We start from the raw sequence: 14,384 nt of genomic DNA, 5'->3' as shown, positions 1-14,384 counted from the left end.
GAGTGTGTAATGGACACACAAAAATAACGGCTAATCCGCTGAGACACAGAGGTTGCTCTTAAGATTAGTAAGATAGGAGTATATAAAAATGAATCCATTGATCCAAAGTTTGACAGAAGGTCAACTTCGTACTGACATCCCATCATTCCGTCCTGGTGACACAGTTCGCGTTCACGCGAAAGTTGTCGAAGGAACTCGCGAACGTATCCAGATCTTTGAAGGTGTAGTTATTTCACGCAAAGGTCAAGGGATCTCAGAAATGTACACAGTTCGTAAAATTTCAAGCGGTATCGGTGTAGAACGTACTTTCCCAATCCACACTCCACGTGTTGAAAAGATTGAAGTTGTACGCTACGGTAAAGTCCGCCGTGCTAAACTTTACTACTTGCGTGCTTTGCAAGGTAAAGCTGCACGTATCAAAGAAATCCGTAAATAATTTACAGATTTCACATAAAAAATCTGTCCTCGTGGCAGATTTTTTCATAAGTCCTCTTAGTTAAATGGATATAACAACTCCCTCCTAAGGAGTCGTTGCTGGTTCGATTCCGGCAGGGGACATTTTTAAGCCTTTAACCATGTGGTTTTAAAGCGTTTTGTCCACATTTGTTTTATCTTTTCGTCATTTCCGGATCTCTGCTCTTGTAATTGGTGGGCGTAGACTTCCAAGGTGATGTTGAGATTTTCATGCTCTAAGGCTTGCGACACAGAAATTAAATCCACATCATGAGCAATTAAGTAACTAGCATAAGTATGACTTAAGGAGTGGATACGTACCTCACGCCCTACGATTTTCCGTAGGGGTTTATTTACTTATTTATGGCGTTATTTGATAAGGAAGTAGTAGCCTGCCATCCTTGGTTGGTGGAAGCCAGTGGACGAACTCTATAAAATCATCGTTTACTGGTATTTTTCTGATACTGCTTTTTGTTTTCGTAGGCATGAAACCAGAATCATTTTTATAGTCCCTTGTTTATTGATGGACACCATGCCTGCATCGTGATCAACATCATCCACCGTCAAACCTAAACATTCGGCGAAACGTATGCCAGTTTTACCTATAAGCTAAACAGTATGTAGCTGACAAAGATTTTAGTCCAGAGGCAAACAAGGAGCTTCGAGACTACAACTTCTCTATGTCTGTTGGTCGTCAAGAGCTTCTTATCCAAGAGTTAGAAGTTGAGCTATTGGCTTTGTCCGAAGGCGAACGTCAATTAACTAACGATTATCTGACGAATGGATACAAGAGCGAGATTGCAAGAGGAAGCCTACTTGACCAGACGGTGCTTAACAAGGAAATGCTTGAAAAGTACATGACGACGGTCGTTGACGCTAATTTTGAAGGTGCTAAATGGTCAGAGCGTATCTGGGGTAGAAATGCTCAGCTATGGCAACTTGTTAGAACTGAGGTAACGAGGGCTTTAATTCGTGGAAATAACGGCTTAACGATTGCGAGACGCATTAGAAAACACATGGATGTGCTCCGTACTAATGCAGAGCGTTTAGGTATCACGGAACATGCTAGAGTTCAAACTTTGGCGCAGAAAGATATTATGAAAGAAAACGGTTTTGAGTATTTCAAACTCATGCCAGATTCAAGAGCTTGCGATTATTGTAAACAGGTTGGCCGTGATACCGAGAAGGAACCTGTTCCAATTGACAAGATTGATAGCGGACTAAATGCCCCGCCTATGCCCCCATATTGTCATTGTGCAGTTGCTGAAGTGTATTTGGACAAAGAGAAATTGCATAAAATTAATGAAAATGGTATTGTACAAGTGGATGAAGTAATCAATGGAACTCCGCACCCTGTCGGGGAGGCGAGAAAGGTGATTCAACACAATGCTTAGAACGGTGATATTCTTGGGTGTTCTTTCTATAACTATGATGGTATGAGGTATAAGGATATTCACTTCACGAATCACAGATAACCAGATAAACATTCATTTTGAAAAAACAGGGAATACGCTCACGATATTGAGTACCACGAACCTAGTAAATCAAAAGCCAAGAAGAGAACAACCAGGAAGTTAACTGATGAAGAGAGGAGTGAGAATGGCGATGTCTTATAGTCAAAACCTAAAGGAATTAAAACAACTTTGCGAATATCTTTGGGATGCAGATTTTGAAGTTGATGGTAAAACTGTTAGCATTCTTCCTGAATCAGAAAATAACATAGTTGTTGTTTACGATGGCAAGGAGATAATCGTAAAGTCGTTTGATGAGCTCATAGAACTGAAACTGGACGGCGTTACACTGCCAAAATTGATGGAAAACGTCGAAGTAAGGTATGCTTAATAAATAATTGAAGTCGTAGCAATACGGCTTTTTCTTATGCGCTGATAGCCGTGCTAGCCAAAGGGCTTTGGGGTTCGATACCTCGTCAGCGCATAGGGCTAATTTAAGCCCTAAATAAACAATACTAGCGTGGCTTGTAACGTAGTATTTCAGATGAGACTAGAAGGGGATAGCTACCTCATTCGTGGCTCTGACGGTGTACAACTAGGGGACTAGGTGGGAGGAAATTATGGAACAAGATAACAATATCGAAATGACAAAGGAGCAATTGGCGAATTCTATTCAGATGGTCATTTGACTTTGGTGCCAAATGGTTCATTGGGTTCTACCGTTTTCGGTACAACTCCAGAAGAGTCAGATTTGCAATCTGGCAATACTCCAGAAGCAGAAGTTGAAGTTGTTGATCAAGGTTTCGCAATTACAACTACTAAAACAATCGACTAGGTTAACAACCAAACCAAGGTATCAATGATTCTTTCCTTTTTTGATGCTCTCTATTTCGTAACGATTAATCAATTTAAGTATGTACCTATGTTTGTAAACGATTATTCCAAATTTATTTGAAAGTTCGTCTAATTTTTTCTTGATTTCTAAATTCATAGACCAGAACATTGTCCCCATAAGTTAATTTCATAAGAAAAACACCTCAAAAGTTAATTTTTTTCTGTCTAACTTTTGGGGTGCAGTTCACAAATGTAATGATATTATATTTTTTCTTTTCTTTTCAATTTGGCTCTGTTCCTAGTCATAGATGAAGAGTTAAAAATAACAGTAAAAAACCAGGTTTCCCTGGTTCTCATTATTAGCGACTTACACGACGGCGAGCTGCTTTTTTACGATTTTCTTCGATGAAAGCCAATTTCTTTTCTTCTGGTTCGATAATTGTCTTTTTAACTGCGAAAACGGCACCTGCAACGGTAGCAGCAGTTCCAAGAACGCCAGTAGCAAGACCTTTAGCAAATGAATGTTTTTTAGCCATGAGACTATCCTCCGTATATGTTATAATATGCTTATATTATCTAAAAAAATATCTAGAATAGCAAGTGAAAACATTATGAAAACCAAACTTATTGTAGTAGCTGGTCCTACTGCTGTAGGAAAAACAGCGCTTGGAATTGAATTGGCCAAGCGTTTTAATGGCGAAATTATTTCAGGAGATAGCCAGCAGGTTTACCGACAATTGAATATAGGAACCGCCAAGGCCACTCCTGAAGAGCAGGCAGCAGCAGTGCATCATCTGATTGATGTTCGCGATGTTGATGAGTCCTATTCAGCCTATGATTTTGTGATAGAGGCAGAGGTTGCCATTTCTGACATTGTTAGTCGTGGCAAGCTGCCTATTATAGTAGGAGGAACAGGTCTCTATTTACAAAGTCTCCTAGAAGGGTATCACCTAGGGGGACAGGTAGATCAGGAGCAGGTTTTAGCCTATCGCTCGGAATTAGAGCAATTATCTGATCAGGAACTTTTTGAAAAAATTGATCGCTTAGGTATTGAGATTAAAGAGATTAACCGTCGTCGTGCCATTAGAGCACTTGAACTTCATCGTTTTTCGGAGAATCTTGAAAATACTGAGACGACTTATGATCCCTTTCTTATCGGATTAGATGATAAACGTTCCTTGATCTATGACCGCATCAATACACGAGTAGACAAGATGGTTGAACATGGTCTCTTGGAAGAGGCCATGTGGCTGTACGAAAATTATCCTAATGCCCAGTCAGCTCGTGGTATAGGCTACAAGGAGTTGTTTCCTTATTTTGCTGGGAACCAGAGCTTGGACGAAGCCTTGGAAAAACTCAAGCAAAATACGCGTCGATTTGCTAAACGTCAATTAACCTGGTTCAGAAATCGAATGACTGTTAAGTTTTATCAGATTTCTAGTCCAGAATATCCTAAAAATGTCGTTCAAGATCTTGAATTATTTTTAAATGAAAGGGAAGGAGAAAAGGTAGGTCAATCTTAGTTTTAAGAACCTATCTTTGCTATAATGGTAGTTATGACTAACGAAGAAAAAAAATCAGCCTATGAATTAATGCTAGCACAGGCTAAGGTGCTTTTTGCCAATGAAGACAATGCTATGGCCAACTTTTCTAATGCCTCAGCTCTCTTGAATACAACCCTACCAAATTCTGTGTTCACAGGCTTCTACCTGATGGATAATGTCAAGAATGAGTTAATCCTTGGCCCTTTCCAAGGTAATGTTTCTTGTGTTCGAATTGCCCTAGGTAAGGGTGTTTGTGGCCAGTCTGCAGCAGAAAATAGAACCCTAATTGTCGAAGATGTCACCAAACACGCCAATTACATTGCTTGTGATTCCGCTGCTCGAAGTGAAATTGTTGTACCAATGGTCAAAGATGGCAAATTAGTTGGTGTTCTCGATTTGGATTCTCACCAAGTAGGAGACTATAACGACGTAGACCAAGATTATCTGGAAGCGTTTATCAAAATTCTACTCGAGAAAACCGAGCTTACATTTGGAATGTTTGAGGTAAACTAATGTATCAAGCCTTATATCGTAAATACCGTAGTCAGACCTTTGGTGAAATGGTTGGTCAAAAAGTGATTTCAACCACGCTCAGACAGGCGGTAGAGTCAGGGAAAATCAGCCATGCCTATCTCTTTTCTGGGCCACGTGGTACCGGTAAAACCAGTGCGGCGAAAATCTTTGCCAAGGCTATGAACTGTCCTAATCAAGTTGATGGTGAGCCTTGTAATCACTGCGATATTTGTCGCGATATTACTAACGGAAGTCTCGAAGATGTTATCGAGATTGATGCGGCTTCCAACAACGGTGTGGATGAGATTCGTGAGATTCGTGATAAGTCGACCTATGCTCCAAGTCGTGCGACTTACAAGGTCTATATTATCGACGAGGTTCACATGCTTTCGACAGGTGCCTTCAATGCTCTTTTGAAGACTTTGGAAGAACCAACTGAAAATGTGGTCTTTATCCTGGCGACCACTGAATTACATAAGATTCCAGCAACCATCCTCTCTCGTGTTCAACGTTTTGAGTTTAAATCGATCAAGCAGGGAGCTATTAAAGAACATTTGGCTTCAATTCTGGAAAAAGAAGGATTAACCTTTGATGATGAGGCTTTGACCATTATTGCTCGTCGTGCGGAAGGTGGTATGCGTGATGCTTTGTCAATCTTAGACCAAGCACTGAGTCTGTCTCCGGACAATCATGTCAGCCAAGCCGTAGCTGAAGAAATCACAGGTTCTATTGGTTTAACAGCCCTAGACAGTTTTGTCGCTAACGTTCGCAATCAAGAGACTACGCAAGCTTTATCAAATCTTGAAACTCTTTTTGATAATGGCAAGTCTATGAGCCGTTTTGCGACGGATCTCTTGGAGTATTTCCGTGATCTTTTGATTGTCAAAGCGGGCGGAGAGAACAGTCACCATAGTCCCCTTTTTGAAGAGAATCTTTCTCTGGAGCAAGACCGACTTTTCCAATTGATTGACTTGGTTACAAGTGCCTTGCCAGAAATTAAAACTGGAACACATCCTAAAATCTATGCGGAAATGCTGACTATAAAATTGTCAGAGACTCATACTCAGGCTTCACAAGAAATTCCGGGGAATTTGCAAGAAGAGTTAGATAGTCTTCGTCGCGAGGTAGAAGGTCTACGTAAAGCTCTTAAAGAGGGCAAAGCCCAAGGAGAAGTAGCACCAACTCGAAAAGCCAAACCTGCTTATCAGTACAAGGTGGATCGTGAAAAGATTCTTACTATTATGCGTGAAACCATGGAAAATCCGCAGAAATCACGCCAGTGTCTGGATGCCCTAAAGGCAACTTGGCCTGAAATCTTGGATTCTATTAGCCCACAAAATAGGGCACTTTTGAATGGCTCCGAGCCTGTACTGGCCAATCAGGAAAATGCTATCCTGGCATTTAATGCCGCTTTTAATGCTGAACAGGTCATGAAACGCAGTGATCTCAATGATATGTTTGGCAATATCATGAGTTCAGCTGCCGGTTTCTCACCTAATATTATGGCTGTTCCAAAAGCAGAATTTGAAAAACTCCGAACAGAATTTGCACGAAGTCTCAAATCCAAAGAAGAATTGGAAAAAGAAGATCGCGAAGAGTATATCCCTCAAGAACTCGACTTTCTCTCTGATGTAGTAGAAATAGAGGACTAAAAAGGTCCAGTGGACCTTTTTAGGTCCGAGCCTAGAAATAAGAAAGCGAGGAAGGTCCAGTGGACCTTTTTAGGTCCGAGCCAAGAAACCCAAAAGCGAGGCTGTTCAGTGGACCTTTTTAGGTCCAATCCCAGTAAGTTAGATGGCGAGATAGTCAAGTGTAATTTGATAGATTTCTGAAGCTAATAATTGGAAGGTCCATCCGTGTAAAAATGAAAAGAGCCTAGACTGCTTGTCCTAGGCTCTATCTATTGATATAATAATCTTATGATTCAACAAATTTTGTTTATAACGCTTGAAACTATTTTTGAAACGGTTTGTTTTAATTACAGTTTACAACACGGCTATTACTTTTTTACAGCCTTTTTTGGGTATTTACTGTTTCGTCGTCTTTGGACAACCTACGTTGTTTCACGCATTGCGCGTGCAGCCGACAAGTCTACCAAGAAGTAAGGCTCACTTCGCCAGCGGTCAACCATTTTTCCCGACCATCATCAGTAAGAACGAGAAGTTGGCCCTTATCGCCAATTTCCTTGGCAACACCAGTATAAGTCTTTCCAGCTTGTTCAAAGGTCACTTGTTTGTCTAAAACGAGGGACTTTTCTTTATAGACCTTGACCAAATCGCTAGTAGGAATGGTTAAAAAGAGTCTCCAAATTTCTGAAATGAGCTGGTTTCGAGTAATGCTTGGTTTTTCAGAAGTAAAAAGACTAGTAGCTTTATTAGCTAACTCTTCAGGAAAATCACTGATTGAGAAGTTAAGCCCAACCCCGATAATGACATCTGTGATGCGACCAGATTCGATAGAACTAATGGCTTCGGTAAGGATACCAGCCATTTTTTTGTTGTTGAGATAGATGTCATTAACCCATTTGATTTCTGTATTGATGCCAGTTAGACGCTGGATAGCTTTGACAATAGCAGCTGCCGCCATCATCGTATAAGGTGGTAACTCCTCAAAATGACAGTTGGGCTTTAAGTGGATACTCATGTAGATACCACCTTGTGGACTGGTAAAGAAGTGACGTTCAAATCGTCCTTTGGCTGCCTTTTGACTTGATGCCAGGTAAAGTGCAGGCGTCGGATTATTCTTTTCCATGCCATGTTTAGCATCTAGTTGGGTAGAGTTAGAATCTGGATTAAAGTAGACTGGAATGTTGAGTTGCTTAGAGATGTCTTGAGGAAGAAGAATATCTCCCTTTTCTAAATAGTAGCCTTTCTTGCGGACACTTGTAATGTCAATTCCTTGTTCTTGAAGTGTTTGAATTGCCTTCCAAATGGCTGTCCGTGAGACACCAAGGCTTTTAGCCAAGCTCTCTCCCGTCACAAAGTCAGGACTCTTCGATAAGATGTCATAAACGTGTTCATAAGTTTTCATATCCTAAGTATAATACAAATGATGGCAAAATGCTCACTATAACTTATTGATAAGGCTTGATAATAAATAACTATATGACTAGACTGAAAAAACATGATATAATGGAAGGTAGTTATTAAGTCCCGATAAGGCAACAGTCATTCTAGAGTTGGCTGTTGGTTCTTTGTAACTTTTTAACGGCGTCTAGCTCCATTAGGAGTATAGCGTTTTACCTATTAGGAGACGGTTAAATCCGTGCTGTCTAATACTATTTTTCATATTAAAAGGGGGACATTTTATATGTCAGAACGTAAACTTTTCACGTCTGAATCAGTATCTGAGGGGCATCCAGATAAAATTGCAGACCAAATTTCAGATGCCATTCTTGATGCGATTTTAGCAGAGGATCCAGATGCACACGTTGCAGCAGAAACAGCTGTCTACACTGGTTCTGTCCATGTTTTCGGTGAAGTTTCTACAACAGCTTATGTAGATATTAACCGTGTGGTTCGTGATACTATCGCTGAAATTGGTTATAACAATGCAGAATACGGCTTTGCGGCAGAATCTGTTGGGGTTCACCCATCATTGATTGAACAATCTCCAGATATTGCTCAAGGTGTCAATGAAGCACTTGAAGTTCGTGGAACTGGTGATCAAGATCCACTTGATCTTATCGGAGCTGGTGACCAAGGTTTGATGTTTGGTTTTGCTATTGACGAAACTCCTGAGTTTATGCCACTTCCAGTTAGCCTCTCACATAAATTGGTTAAAAAATTGGCAGATTTGCGTAAATCTGGTGAGATTTCATACCTTCGTCCAGATGCTAAATCTCAGGTTACCGTTGAGTATGATGAGAATGACCAACCAGCACGCGTTGATACAGTTGTTATTTCAACACAACACGATCCTGAAGCGACTAACGACCAAATTCGTCAAGACGTTATTGAAAAAGTCATTAAGGCAGTTATTCCAGCCGAATACTTGGATGATGAGACTAAATTCTTTATCAACCCAACAGGTCGTTTTGTTATCGGAGGACCTCAAGGAGACTCTGGTTTGACTGGTCGTAAGATCATTGTTGATACTTATGGTGGTTACTCAAGACATGGTGGTGGTGCCTTCTCTGGTAAGGATGCCACTAAGGTTGACCGTTCAGCTTCATATGCAGCTCGCTACATTGCCAAAAATATCGTAGCTGCTGGTCTTGCTAAGAAAGCAGAAGTACAATTGGCTTATGCTATCGGTGTTGCTAACCCTGTGTCTGTCCGTGTTGATACTTTCGGAACGGCGACAGTTGCTGAAAGCAAACTTGAAGCTGCTGTCCGCGATCTCTTTGACTTGCGTCCAGCAGGTATCATTCAAATGCTTGATCTTAAACGTCCTATCTATCGTCAAACAGCGGCCTATGGTCACATGGGACGTACGGACGTCGATCTTCCATGGGAAAAATTGGACAAGGTAGATGCCCTCAAAGCAGCTGTAGAAGCTTAACGAATAAAATTAGTTCCAAAAAACAGAATTTTAATATAAATTCTGTTTTTTTGTCTCTTGAATATACAATATAAGTGCACAATAAAAACTCATAAGATTTTCTAGTAAAATAGAATTGAACGAACTAGTTACGAAAGGAAATCTTATGAGCTACCATCATTTTACCATAGACGAGCGTGAAAGTATTCTCATTTACCGTACGCAAGGCCTAAATTTTTCTCAAATTGCTAAGTTACTTCATCGTCATCCATCTAGTATTAGTCGTGAGTGGAAGCGCCATACAAAATCAGGAGCTTATTCTCCAAATCATGCACAGGAATCGTACCATAATGCCAAATCACACTGTGGGCGGAAACGGATGCTTGAAATAGATCACAATTTAAGCAATACCATCAAACATCTATTTCTCGATTACCAATGGTCTCCTGAAGAAATAGAAGGTCGGTTGCGCTTAGAGTATGGGAAAACTGTTGTTAGTTATCAAACAATCTATAGAGCCATTTATCGAGGACATTTTGAGGATAACTCATTATCTCATGGTGCTCGTGGTGTCATTCGTAAACTTCGTCATCGTGGGAAAACACGTCATACTAAAGGTCATGTTGAAAATAGAGGGAAAATATCCATTTCTCATACAATTCACGAAAGACCAGAAGAGGCTAATAATCGAACTAGAATAGGAGATTGGGAAGCCGATACTGTTGCAGGTAAAACTGGAAAAGCTTGTTTAGTTACTCTAACAGACCGTTATTCTCGTTTTCTAAAAATCAAAAAGGTAGCTGTTAAGAAAAGCAAGTTGGTAATAGAAGCTATGGTAAAACTGTTAGAACCCTTGACGAAGTATACAGTAACTCCTGATAGAGGGAAAGAATTCACGTATCATCAGAAATTGAGTGATCAATTGAACATTGAAGTCTATTTTCCTGACCCTCATGCTCCATGGCAACGAGGAACCAATGAGAACACGAATGGATTATTTAGAGAATATTTTCCAAAGGGTAGTGATCTAACATTGGTTAATGATCAGACTATTCAGCTATGGGAGAACAAACTTAATAATAGGCCACGAAAATGTCTTAACTGGAAAACACCTTATGAAGTATTCTATGGGGAAAGTATGCACTTAATTTGACAATTCAAGCTCTAGAAAACTAATAGCTCTGGTGGTGGGGTTAAAAGGTTTTTAGAGATGTATCAAAAAAGGTTGCTAATGAAATAGTGAGTATCGTGTTCCCTTGCATCTCAATATAAACGTCAAATAATTTATGGTAAGTTCAAAGCAAGTATAGCTCGAATCTTACGTTTATTATATTGGCAATACGGTGTAGAAATATACGAAGTGGGCTCTTGCCCAAACCATACTTATATGTAGGTCAGTATACCAGCAAAACTAGGCATTTCCTCTTTTATGGGATACGTAAAAAGAGTAGCTTAATAATATTCGAGTGATATGCTAATTTCAGGTATAAATATGGGAATCGCAAATTTTGGTGTCAAATTTTTTATGTTGATACGGTGGTTCGGGATTAGGAGCAAATTGAAGAATATATTCGTAATCAATAATAAGAAGACGTGATAGCAGCTCAGTCTTTGTGAGGATTATGATTCGTTTACGGGTGAGAAGAATAAAAGAAAGTAGTCTCGATAAGACCAGCTAGCAAAGGTAGTGCTGAAGGAAAACAATTTGTTAGGCCTTGGTCGTTAGCATAGACATTCAGTCGAAGAACAAACCGCTGGTGATATGACCTGCACCCCAGAAGTTAGACAGAAAAAATCTAACTCTTGGGGTGTTTTTATTATGAAATTATGAGGATAAAGTTCTTATCTATGAACTGAGAAAGCAAGGGGGAAAGCTTTAAGCGACTTTTAAATCAATTTGGGATAAATATTTCTAATCTTAAGTACCTGATTAAATTGATTGATCGCTACGGAATAGAAATCGCCAAAAAAGGAAAGAATTGTTACTATTCTCCTGAATTAAAGCAGAAAATGCGGTTCTAAAAAATGAGAGTACTCCGATTGAGGGAAGAAAAACGGAAATTGTCCGAGGATTGGTAACTGAGTTTTCTTTAGACATGCTTCTAAAGATTATTAAGCTTGCCCGTTCAACCTATTATTACCACTTAAATTAGCTAGATCAAAGCGATAAGGATTATGATGTTAAAGCTGAAATTCAAGCTATTTTTACTGAGCATAAAGGAAATTACGGCCATCGTCGAATGACTTTTAAATTACGAAATCGTGTTTTTGGGGTCAATCATAAGAGGTGCAGCGGTTGATGAGCGTACTTGGTTTAATGGCTAGAATTTGCTGTAAACGCAAGTATTCTTCTCACAAAGGAGATATTGGTAAGAAAGCCGATAACCTTGATTCAACGCCAGTTTGAAGCTTCAAAACCAATGGCAAAGTGCTATACGGACGTGACAGGATTTGCCATCCCAGCAAGCACTCAAAAGCTTTATTTATCACCAGTTTTAGATGGTTTCAACAGTGAAATTATTGCTTATAATCTTTCAACGTCACCGAACTTGAAACAAGCTATTGTAGACCATATTGATTATTACAACAACAAACGTATTAAGATAAAACTGAAACTTTCTAGCCAAGGACATATTACCAAACGTGGGAATCCCTATACCAGAAATATTCTCTTTAAGTGCATTCATAACATAGCTTCAGCTAGCCACACCAATCTTTGTCATATCGCAGACTTCTATGAGAAACGGAAAAGACAATCGCAAGTGACTTCAACCAAACCACACACGATTGCCTCTATACATCGTCTTATTAGAACAATGTATTACCTCATAACGCATAACAAACTTTACGATTATACTTCTACCCAAAATCGGTAAAATTGTTTATGCCATATTATTGTAACGCCTTATCAAAAAAATCATCAGATAAGGTGTTGGTTTAGTGTACACTTTTTACACTGAATTATAGTTAAAAAAGACAATTTCCTTAGTTTGACTATGGAACTCAAACTATTTTTCGGCAAATACTTTGATATACTTGACAATGGTAGAAAAGGACTTAGTCCTGTGCAATACAGGACTAAATCCTTTACTTAAATTATTTGTCTAACTTTTTTCGGGAGCGGGGAGTATAGAGAACGAGTGGTTTTGACTATATACCAAGTAGGTTGAAGGATAAATGTTTGATTAATTGAAAATTTAGTAAGATATATAAATACCTCTTAAATATATATTAAGTAGGAATAGTTAATTAGAGATACCTTTTAAAATAATTACAAAATAATTAAAATAATAAAAAATTGAAAAAGGTTGAAAAAAAAAAATAACATGCTATAATTATACCATCTATATGAATATGAAACATTGGTACTAGTAATTTGGAGCAGCCTTGTTAGTCATCTTTAATCCCTTTGGGGAAGGGGGTTAAATGCAACTTATCTGTGTTTATTGCTACATGATGTTGGATAGGTATGTCATTCCGATGTTTCAGTTTATAAGATAGGGATAGAGCGTAAGTAAAGGGGACGCTCTTTAAAATGGGGAGAAGTTATTATGAAATATATAAGTTAGCAATACTGCTGGATTCAAAAGCACTTTTATTAGCAAAGCGTTTTTTGTCCTGCAGTTTTTTTATTTATCAAATAGTCTATTTTTTAAATTGGGAAGTAAAGATTAAAATGGTTTCTAATATTACTATCTTTTGATGCTTTACATTTAGGATTCTTTTGTCTTAATTTCTTGATTTTATTAGTTATGATTGTCTTTTATTGAGACCTTTTTTCTTTATCTACTTTACATAACTTACTTAAGAAGACCAATGATAAGAGTATACCCTTTAGTGCTTTTTTTAAAAGATAAATAGTTTTATCTATTTTGTTTGGAAAAATAAAGTGTTTATGTAAAGTTTTATATGTCAATATTATATTGATTTTGTATAGGTTATAGGGGGATTTAATGGGAAAATTAAATATTATGGTTGTCTTTGGAACGAGGCCAGAGGCAATAAAAATGGCGCCGTTAATTCTTGAGTTGAAAAAACATCAAGAAACTATTAATACTATTACAGTGGTGACAGCACAACATCGTCAGATGCTTGATCAAGTTTTGGATACTTTTGAAATAGTTCCTGATTATGATTTGGATATCATGGGGAAAAATCAATCGCTTCAGGAAATTACTTCTAAAATTTTGGCTAAATTTGATCCTGTTGTAAAAAAAGAAAAACCTGATTTAGTTTTAGTTCATGGTGATACAACAACAACTTTTGCTGCCGGCTTAGTTGCATTTTACAATAAAGTAAGTATCGGTCATGTTGAGGCTGGACTTAGAACATACGATAAATATTCACCATATCCAGAGGAAATGAACCGTCAGATGACTGATAGCTTTTCTGATTTATATTTTGCACCTACTCAAGAAAGTAAGGCTAATTTATTGTCAGAAAATCATAAAAAAGAGGCTATTTATGTCACTGGTAATACAGCGATAGATGCCCTAAAACTAACAGTTAAAGATAATTATTATCATGAAGTTCTAGATAAAATTGATGATAGAAGAAAGATTATTTTAGTAACGATGCACCGTAGAGAAAATCAAGGTGAGCCAATGCATCGAGTATTCAAAACTCTTCGACTAATGGTTGATAACCATCCTGAGATTGAAGTAGTTTATCCTGTTCATTTGAGTCCCTCTGTACAAGCAGTAGCGAAAGAAGTTTTGGGTGACCATGATAGAATTCATCTAATTGCTCCTTTGGATGTTTTTGATTTCCATAATTTAGCATCTAGAAGTTATTTTATTATGTCGGATTCAGGTGGTGTTCAAGAAGAAGCTCCCTCACTTGGGAAGCCTGTCTTAGTATTACGAGATACAACGGAACGTCCAGAAGGTGTTAAAGCTGGGACACTGAAACTTGTCGGGACAGATACAAAAAAAGTGAAAGAAGCAATGGAGTCGCTTTTAACAGATGAAGCTCTATATAAAGAAATGTCTGAGGCTCCCAATCCTTATGGTGATGGAAAAGCAGCTGAAAGAATAGTTCAAGCTATTAAAGTGTACTTTAATTTAGCAGATTCTGTTTCAGAGTTCCATGAAGGGGGAGATTAGGT

Annotated in this window: 13 protein-coding genes, 1 tRNA gene and 5 pseudogenes; 15 read left to right on the top strand and 4 right to left on the bottom strand. The window is 38.4% G+C overall.

Annotated features, from left to right (window positions below; translation table 11 throughout):
* Nucleotides 1–88: 88 nt before the first annotated feature.
* Both rplS and NST80_RS05695 read left to right on the top strand, forming a co-directional pair.
* Entirely contained in the window at nucleotides 89–436 is a 348-nt protein-coding gene (gene rplS, locus NST80_RS05700; protein WP_002883489.1) for a 50S ribosomal protein L19, read from the top strand.
* 50 nt (nucleotides 437–486) lie between these two features.
* Nucleotides 487–558: transfer RNA gene (locus tag NST80_RS05695), tRNA-Arg, on the top strand.
* Between the two features lie 3 nt (nucleotides 559–561).
* Here the strand turns inward: NST80_RS05695 and NST80_RS05690 are convergent.
* Nucleotides 562–720, bottom strand: coding sequence for a hypothetical protein (locus NST80_RS05690; RefSeq protein ID WP_236578003.1), 159 nt, complete (start codon nucleotides 718–720; stop codon nucleotides 562–564).
* A 413-nt stretch (nucleotides 721–1,133) separates the two neighbouring features.
* On the opposite strand from NST80_RS05690, the gene NST80_RS05685 reads away from it, so the two are divergent.
* From NST80_RS05685 to NST80_RS05675, 3 genes and pseudogenes are all read left to right on the top strand, one after another.
* On the top strand, nucleotides 1,134–1,847 hold the full coding sequence (locus NST80_RS05685; protein WP_118058222.1) for a phage minor head protein: 714 nt from the start codon (nucleotides 1,134–1,136) through the stop codon (nucleotides 1,845–1,847).
* 205 nt (nucleotides 1,848–2,052) lie between these two features.
* Complete coding sequence (locus tag NST80_RS05680) at nucleotides 2,053–2,295, top strand: hypothetical protein (protein ID WP_013990700.1); 243 nt, start codon at nucleotides 2,053–2,055, stop codon at nucleotides 2,293–2,295.
* Nucleotides 2,296–2,568: 273 nt separating this feature from the next.
* A pseudogene (locus NST80_RS05675) lies at nucleotides 2,569–2,736 on the top strand (major capsid protein E); the annotation flags it as partial.
* A gap of 30 nt (nucleotides 2,737–2,766) precedes the next feature.
* On the opposite strand, the pseudogene NST80_RS05670 reads toward NST80_RS05675, so the two are convergent.
* A pseudogene (locus tag NST80_RS05670) lies at nucleotides 2,767–2,929 on the bottom strand (IS3 family transposase); the annotation flags it as partial.
* Between the two features lie 168 nt (nucleotides 2,930–3,097).
* A complete protein-coding gene (locus NST80_RS05665) occupies nucleotides 3,098–3,274 on the bottom strand; it encodes a DUF3042 family protein (RefSeq protein WP_003092510.1) in 177 nt (58 codons plus the stop codon).
* Nucleotides 3,275–3,349: 75 nt separating this feature from the next.
* On the opposite strand from NST80_RS05665, the gene miaA reads away from it, so the two are divergent.
* From miaA to NST80_RS05645, 4 genes are all read left to right on the top strand, one after another.
* Nucleotides 3,350–4,261, top strand: coding sequence for a tRNA (adenosine(37)-N6)-dimethylallyltransferase MiaA (gene miaA / locus NST80_RS05660; RefSeq protein WP_013990698.1), 912 nt, complete (start codon nucleotides 3,350–3,352; stop codon nucleotides 4,259–4,261).
* A 33-nt stretch (nucleotides 4,262–4,294) separates the two neighbouring features.
* Entirely contained in the window at nucleotides 4,295–4,795 is a 501-nt protein-coding gene (locus tag NST80_RS05655) for a GAF domain-containing protein (RefSeq protein WP_282098161.1), read from the top strand.
* The gene (gene dnaX / locus NST80_RS05650) at nucleotides 4,795–6,447 is read left to right on the top strand and encodes a DNA polymerase III subunit gamma/tau (protein WP_013990696.1); all 1,653 of its coding nucleotides are present in this window, start codon (nucleotides 4,795–4,797) and stop codon (nucleotides 6,445–6,447) included. Before NST80_RS05655 ends, dnaX begins: the two co-directional genes overlap by 1 nt.
* A 267-nt stretch (nucleotides 6,448–6,714) precedes the next feature.
* Nucleotides 6,715–6,900: a DUF3272 family protein gene (locus NST80_RS05645; RefSeq protein WP_002883500.1), complete on the top strand. Its 186-nt coding sequence runs from the start codon at nucleotides 6,715–6,717 to the stop codon at nucleotides 6,898–6,900.
* On the opposite strand, the gene birA is transcribed toward NST80_RS05645, so the two are convergent.
* Nucleotides 6,887–7,825, bottom strand: coding sequence for a bifunctional biotin--[acetyl-CoA-carboxylase] ligase/biotin operon repressor BirA (gene birA, locus NST80_RS05640; protein ID WP_049528876.1), 939 nt, complete (start codon nucleotides 7,823–7,825; stop codon nucleotides 6,887–6,889). The genes NST80_RS05645 and birA overlap by 14 nt on opposite strands.
* Before the next feature lie 279 nt (nucleotides 7,826–8,104).
* Between birA and metK the strand changes: the two genes are divergently transcribed.
* The 6 genes and pseudogenes from metK (at nucleotide 8,105) to wecB (ending at nucleotide 14,382) form a co-directional block, all read left to right on the top strand.
* A complete protein-coding gene (gene metK / locus NST80_RS05635) occupies nucleotides 8,105–9,298 on the top strand; it encodes a methionine adenosyltransferase (RefSeq protein ID WP_049528879.1) in 1,194 nt (397 codons plus the stop codon).
* Nucleotides 9,299–9,443: 145 nt separating this feature from the next.
* On the top strand, nucleotides 9,444–10,430 hold the full coding sequence (locus tag NST80_RS05630) for an IS30 family transposase (RefSeq protein WP_342504527.1): 987 nt from the start codon (nucleotides 9,444–9,446) through the stop codon (nucleotides 10,428–10,430).
* A 105-nt stretch (nucleotides 10,431–10,535) separates the two neighbouring features.
* Nucleotides 10,536–10,937, top strand: a pseudogene (gene tnpA, locus NST80_RS05625) (IS200/IS605 family transposase); the annotation flags it as partial.
* 184 nt (nucleotides 10,938–11,121) lie between these two features.
* Nucleotides 11,122–11,892 (top strand): annotated as a pseudogene (locus NST80_RS05620) (IS3 family transposase); the annotation flags it as partial.
* Nucleotides 11,893–11,907: 15 nt separating this feature from the next.
* A pseudogene (locus NST80_RS05615) lies at nucleotides 11,908–12,153 on the top strand (IS110 family transposase); the annotation flags it as partial.
* 1,077 nt (nucleotides 12,154–13,230) lie between these two features.
* Nucleotides 13,231–14,382, top strand: a complete 1,152-nt coding sequence (gene wecB / locus NST80_RS05610) for a UDP-N-acetylglucosamine 2-epimerase (non-hydrolyzing) (protein WP_045772069.1) — start codon at nucleotides 13,231–13,233, stop codon at nucleotides 14,380–14,382.
* Nucleotides 14,383–14,384: the final 2 nt, after the last annotated feature.

This window comes from Streptococcus sp. FSL K6-1323, from assembly GCF_038630745.1.
Lineage (GTDB): Bacteria > Bacillota > Bacilli > Lactobacillales > Streptococcaceae > Streptococcus > Streptococcus salivarius_D.
This window is presented reverse-complemented; position numbering and strand designations above follow the sequence as displayed.

What these genes read in the sequence shown, in the direction of transcription:
- NST80_RS05680 (WP_013990700.1), top strand. Translation starts at nt 2,053, where the DNA reads ATGGCGATGTCTTATAGTCAAAACCTAAAGGAATTAAAACAACTTTGC.
- wecB (WP_045772069.1), top strand. Translation starts at nt 13,231, where the DNA reads ATGGGAAAATTAAATATTATGGTTGTCTTTGGAACGAGGCCAGAGGCA.
- NST80_RS05645 (WP_002883500.1), top strand. Translation starts at nt 6,715, where the DNA reads ATGATTCAACAAATTTTGTTTATAACGCTTGAAACTATTTTTGAAACG.
- metK (WP_049528879.1), top strand. Translation starts at nt 8,105, where the DNA reads ATGTCAGAACGTAAACTTTTCACGTCTGAATCAGTATCTGAGGGGCAT.
- NST80_RS05685 (WP_118058222.1), top strand. Translation starts at nt 1,134, where the DNA reads ATGTCTGTTGGTCGTCAAGAGCTTCTTATCCAAGAGTTAGAAGTTGAG.
- NST80_RS05630 (WP_342504527.1), top strand. Translation starts at nt 9,444, where the DNA reads ATGAGCTACCATCATTTTACCATAGACGAGCGTGAAAGTATTCTCATT.
- miaA (WP_013990698.1), top strand. Translation starts at nt 3,350, where the DNA reads ATGAAAACCAAACTTATTGTAGTAGCTGGTCCTACTGCTGTAGGAAAA.
- NST80_RS05655 (WP_282098161.1), top strand. Translation starts at nt 4,295, where the DNA reads ATGACTAACGAAGAAAAAAAATCAGCCTATGAATTAATGCTAGCACAG.
- rplS (WP_002883489.1), top strand. Translation starts at nt 89, where the DNA reads ATGAATCCATTGATCCAAAGTTTGACAGAAGGTCAACTTCGTACTGAC.
- birA (WP_049528876.1), bottom strand. Translation starts at nt 7,825, where the DNA reads ATGAAAACTTATGAACACGTTTATGACATCTTATCGAAGAGTCCTGAC.
- dnaX (WP_013990696.1), top strand. Translation starts at nt 4,795, where the DNA reads ATGTATCAAGCCTTATATCGTAAATACCGTAGTCAGACCTTTGGTGAA.
- NST80_RS05665 (WP_003092510.1), bottom strand. Translation starts at nt 3,274, where the DNA reads ATGGCTAAAAAACATTCATTTGCTAAAGGTCTTGCTACTGGCGTTCTT.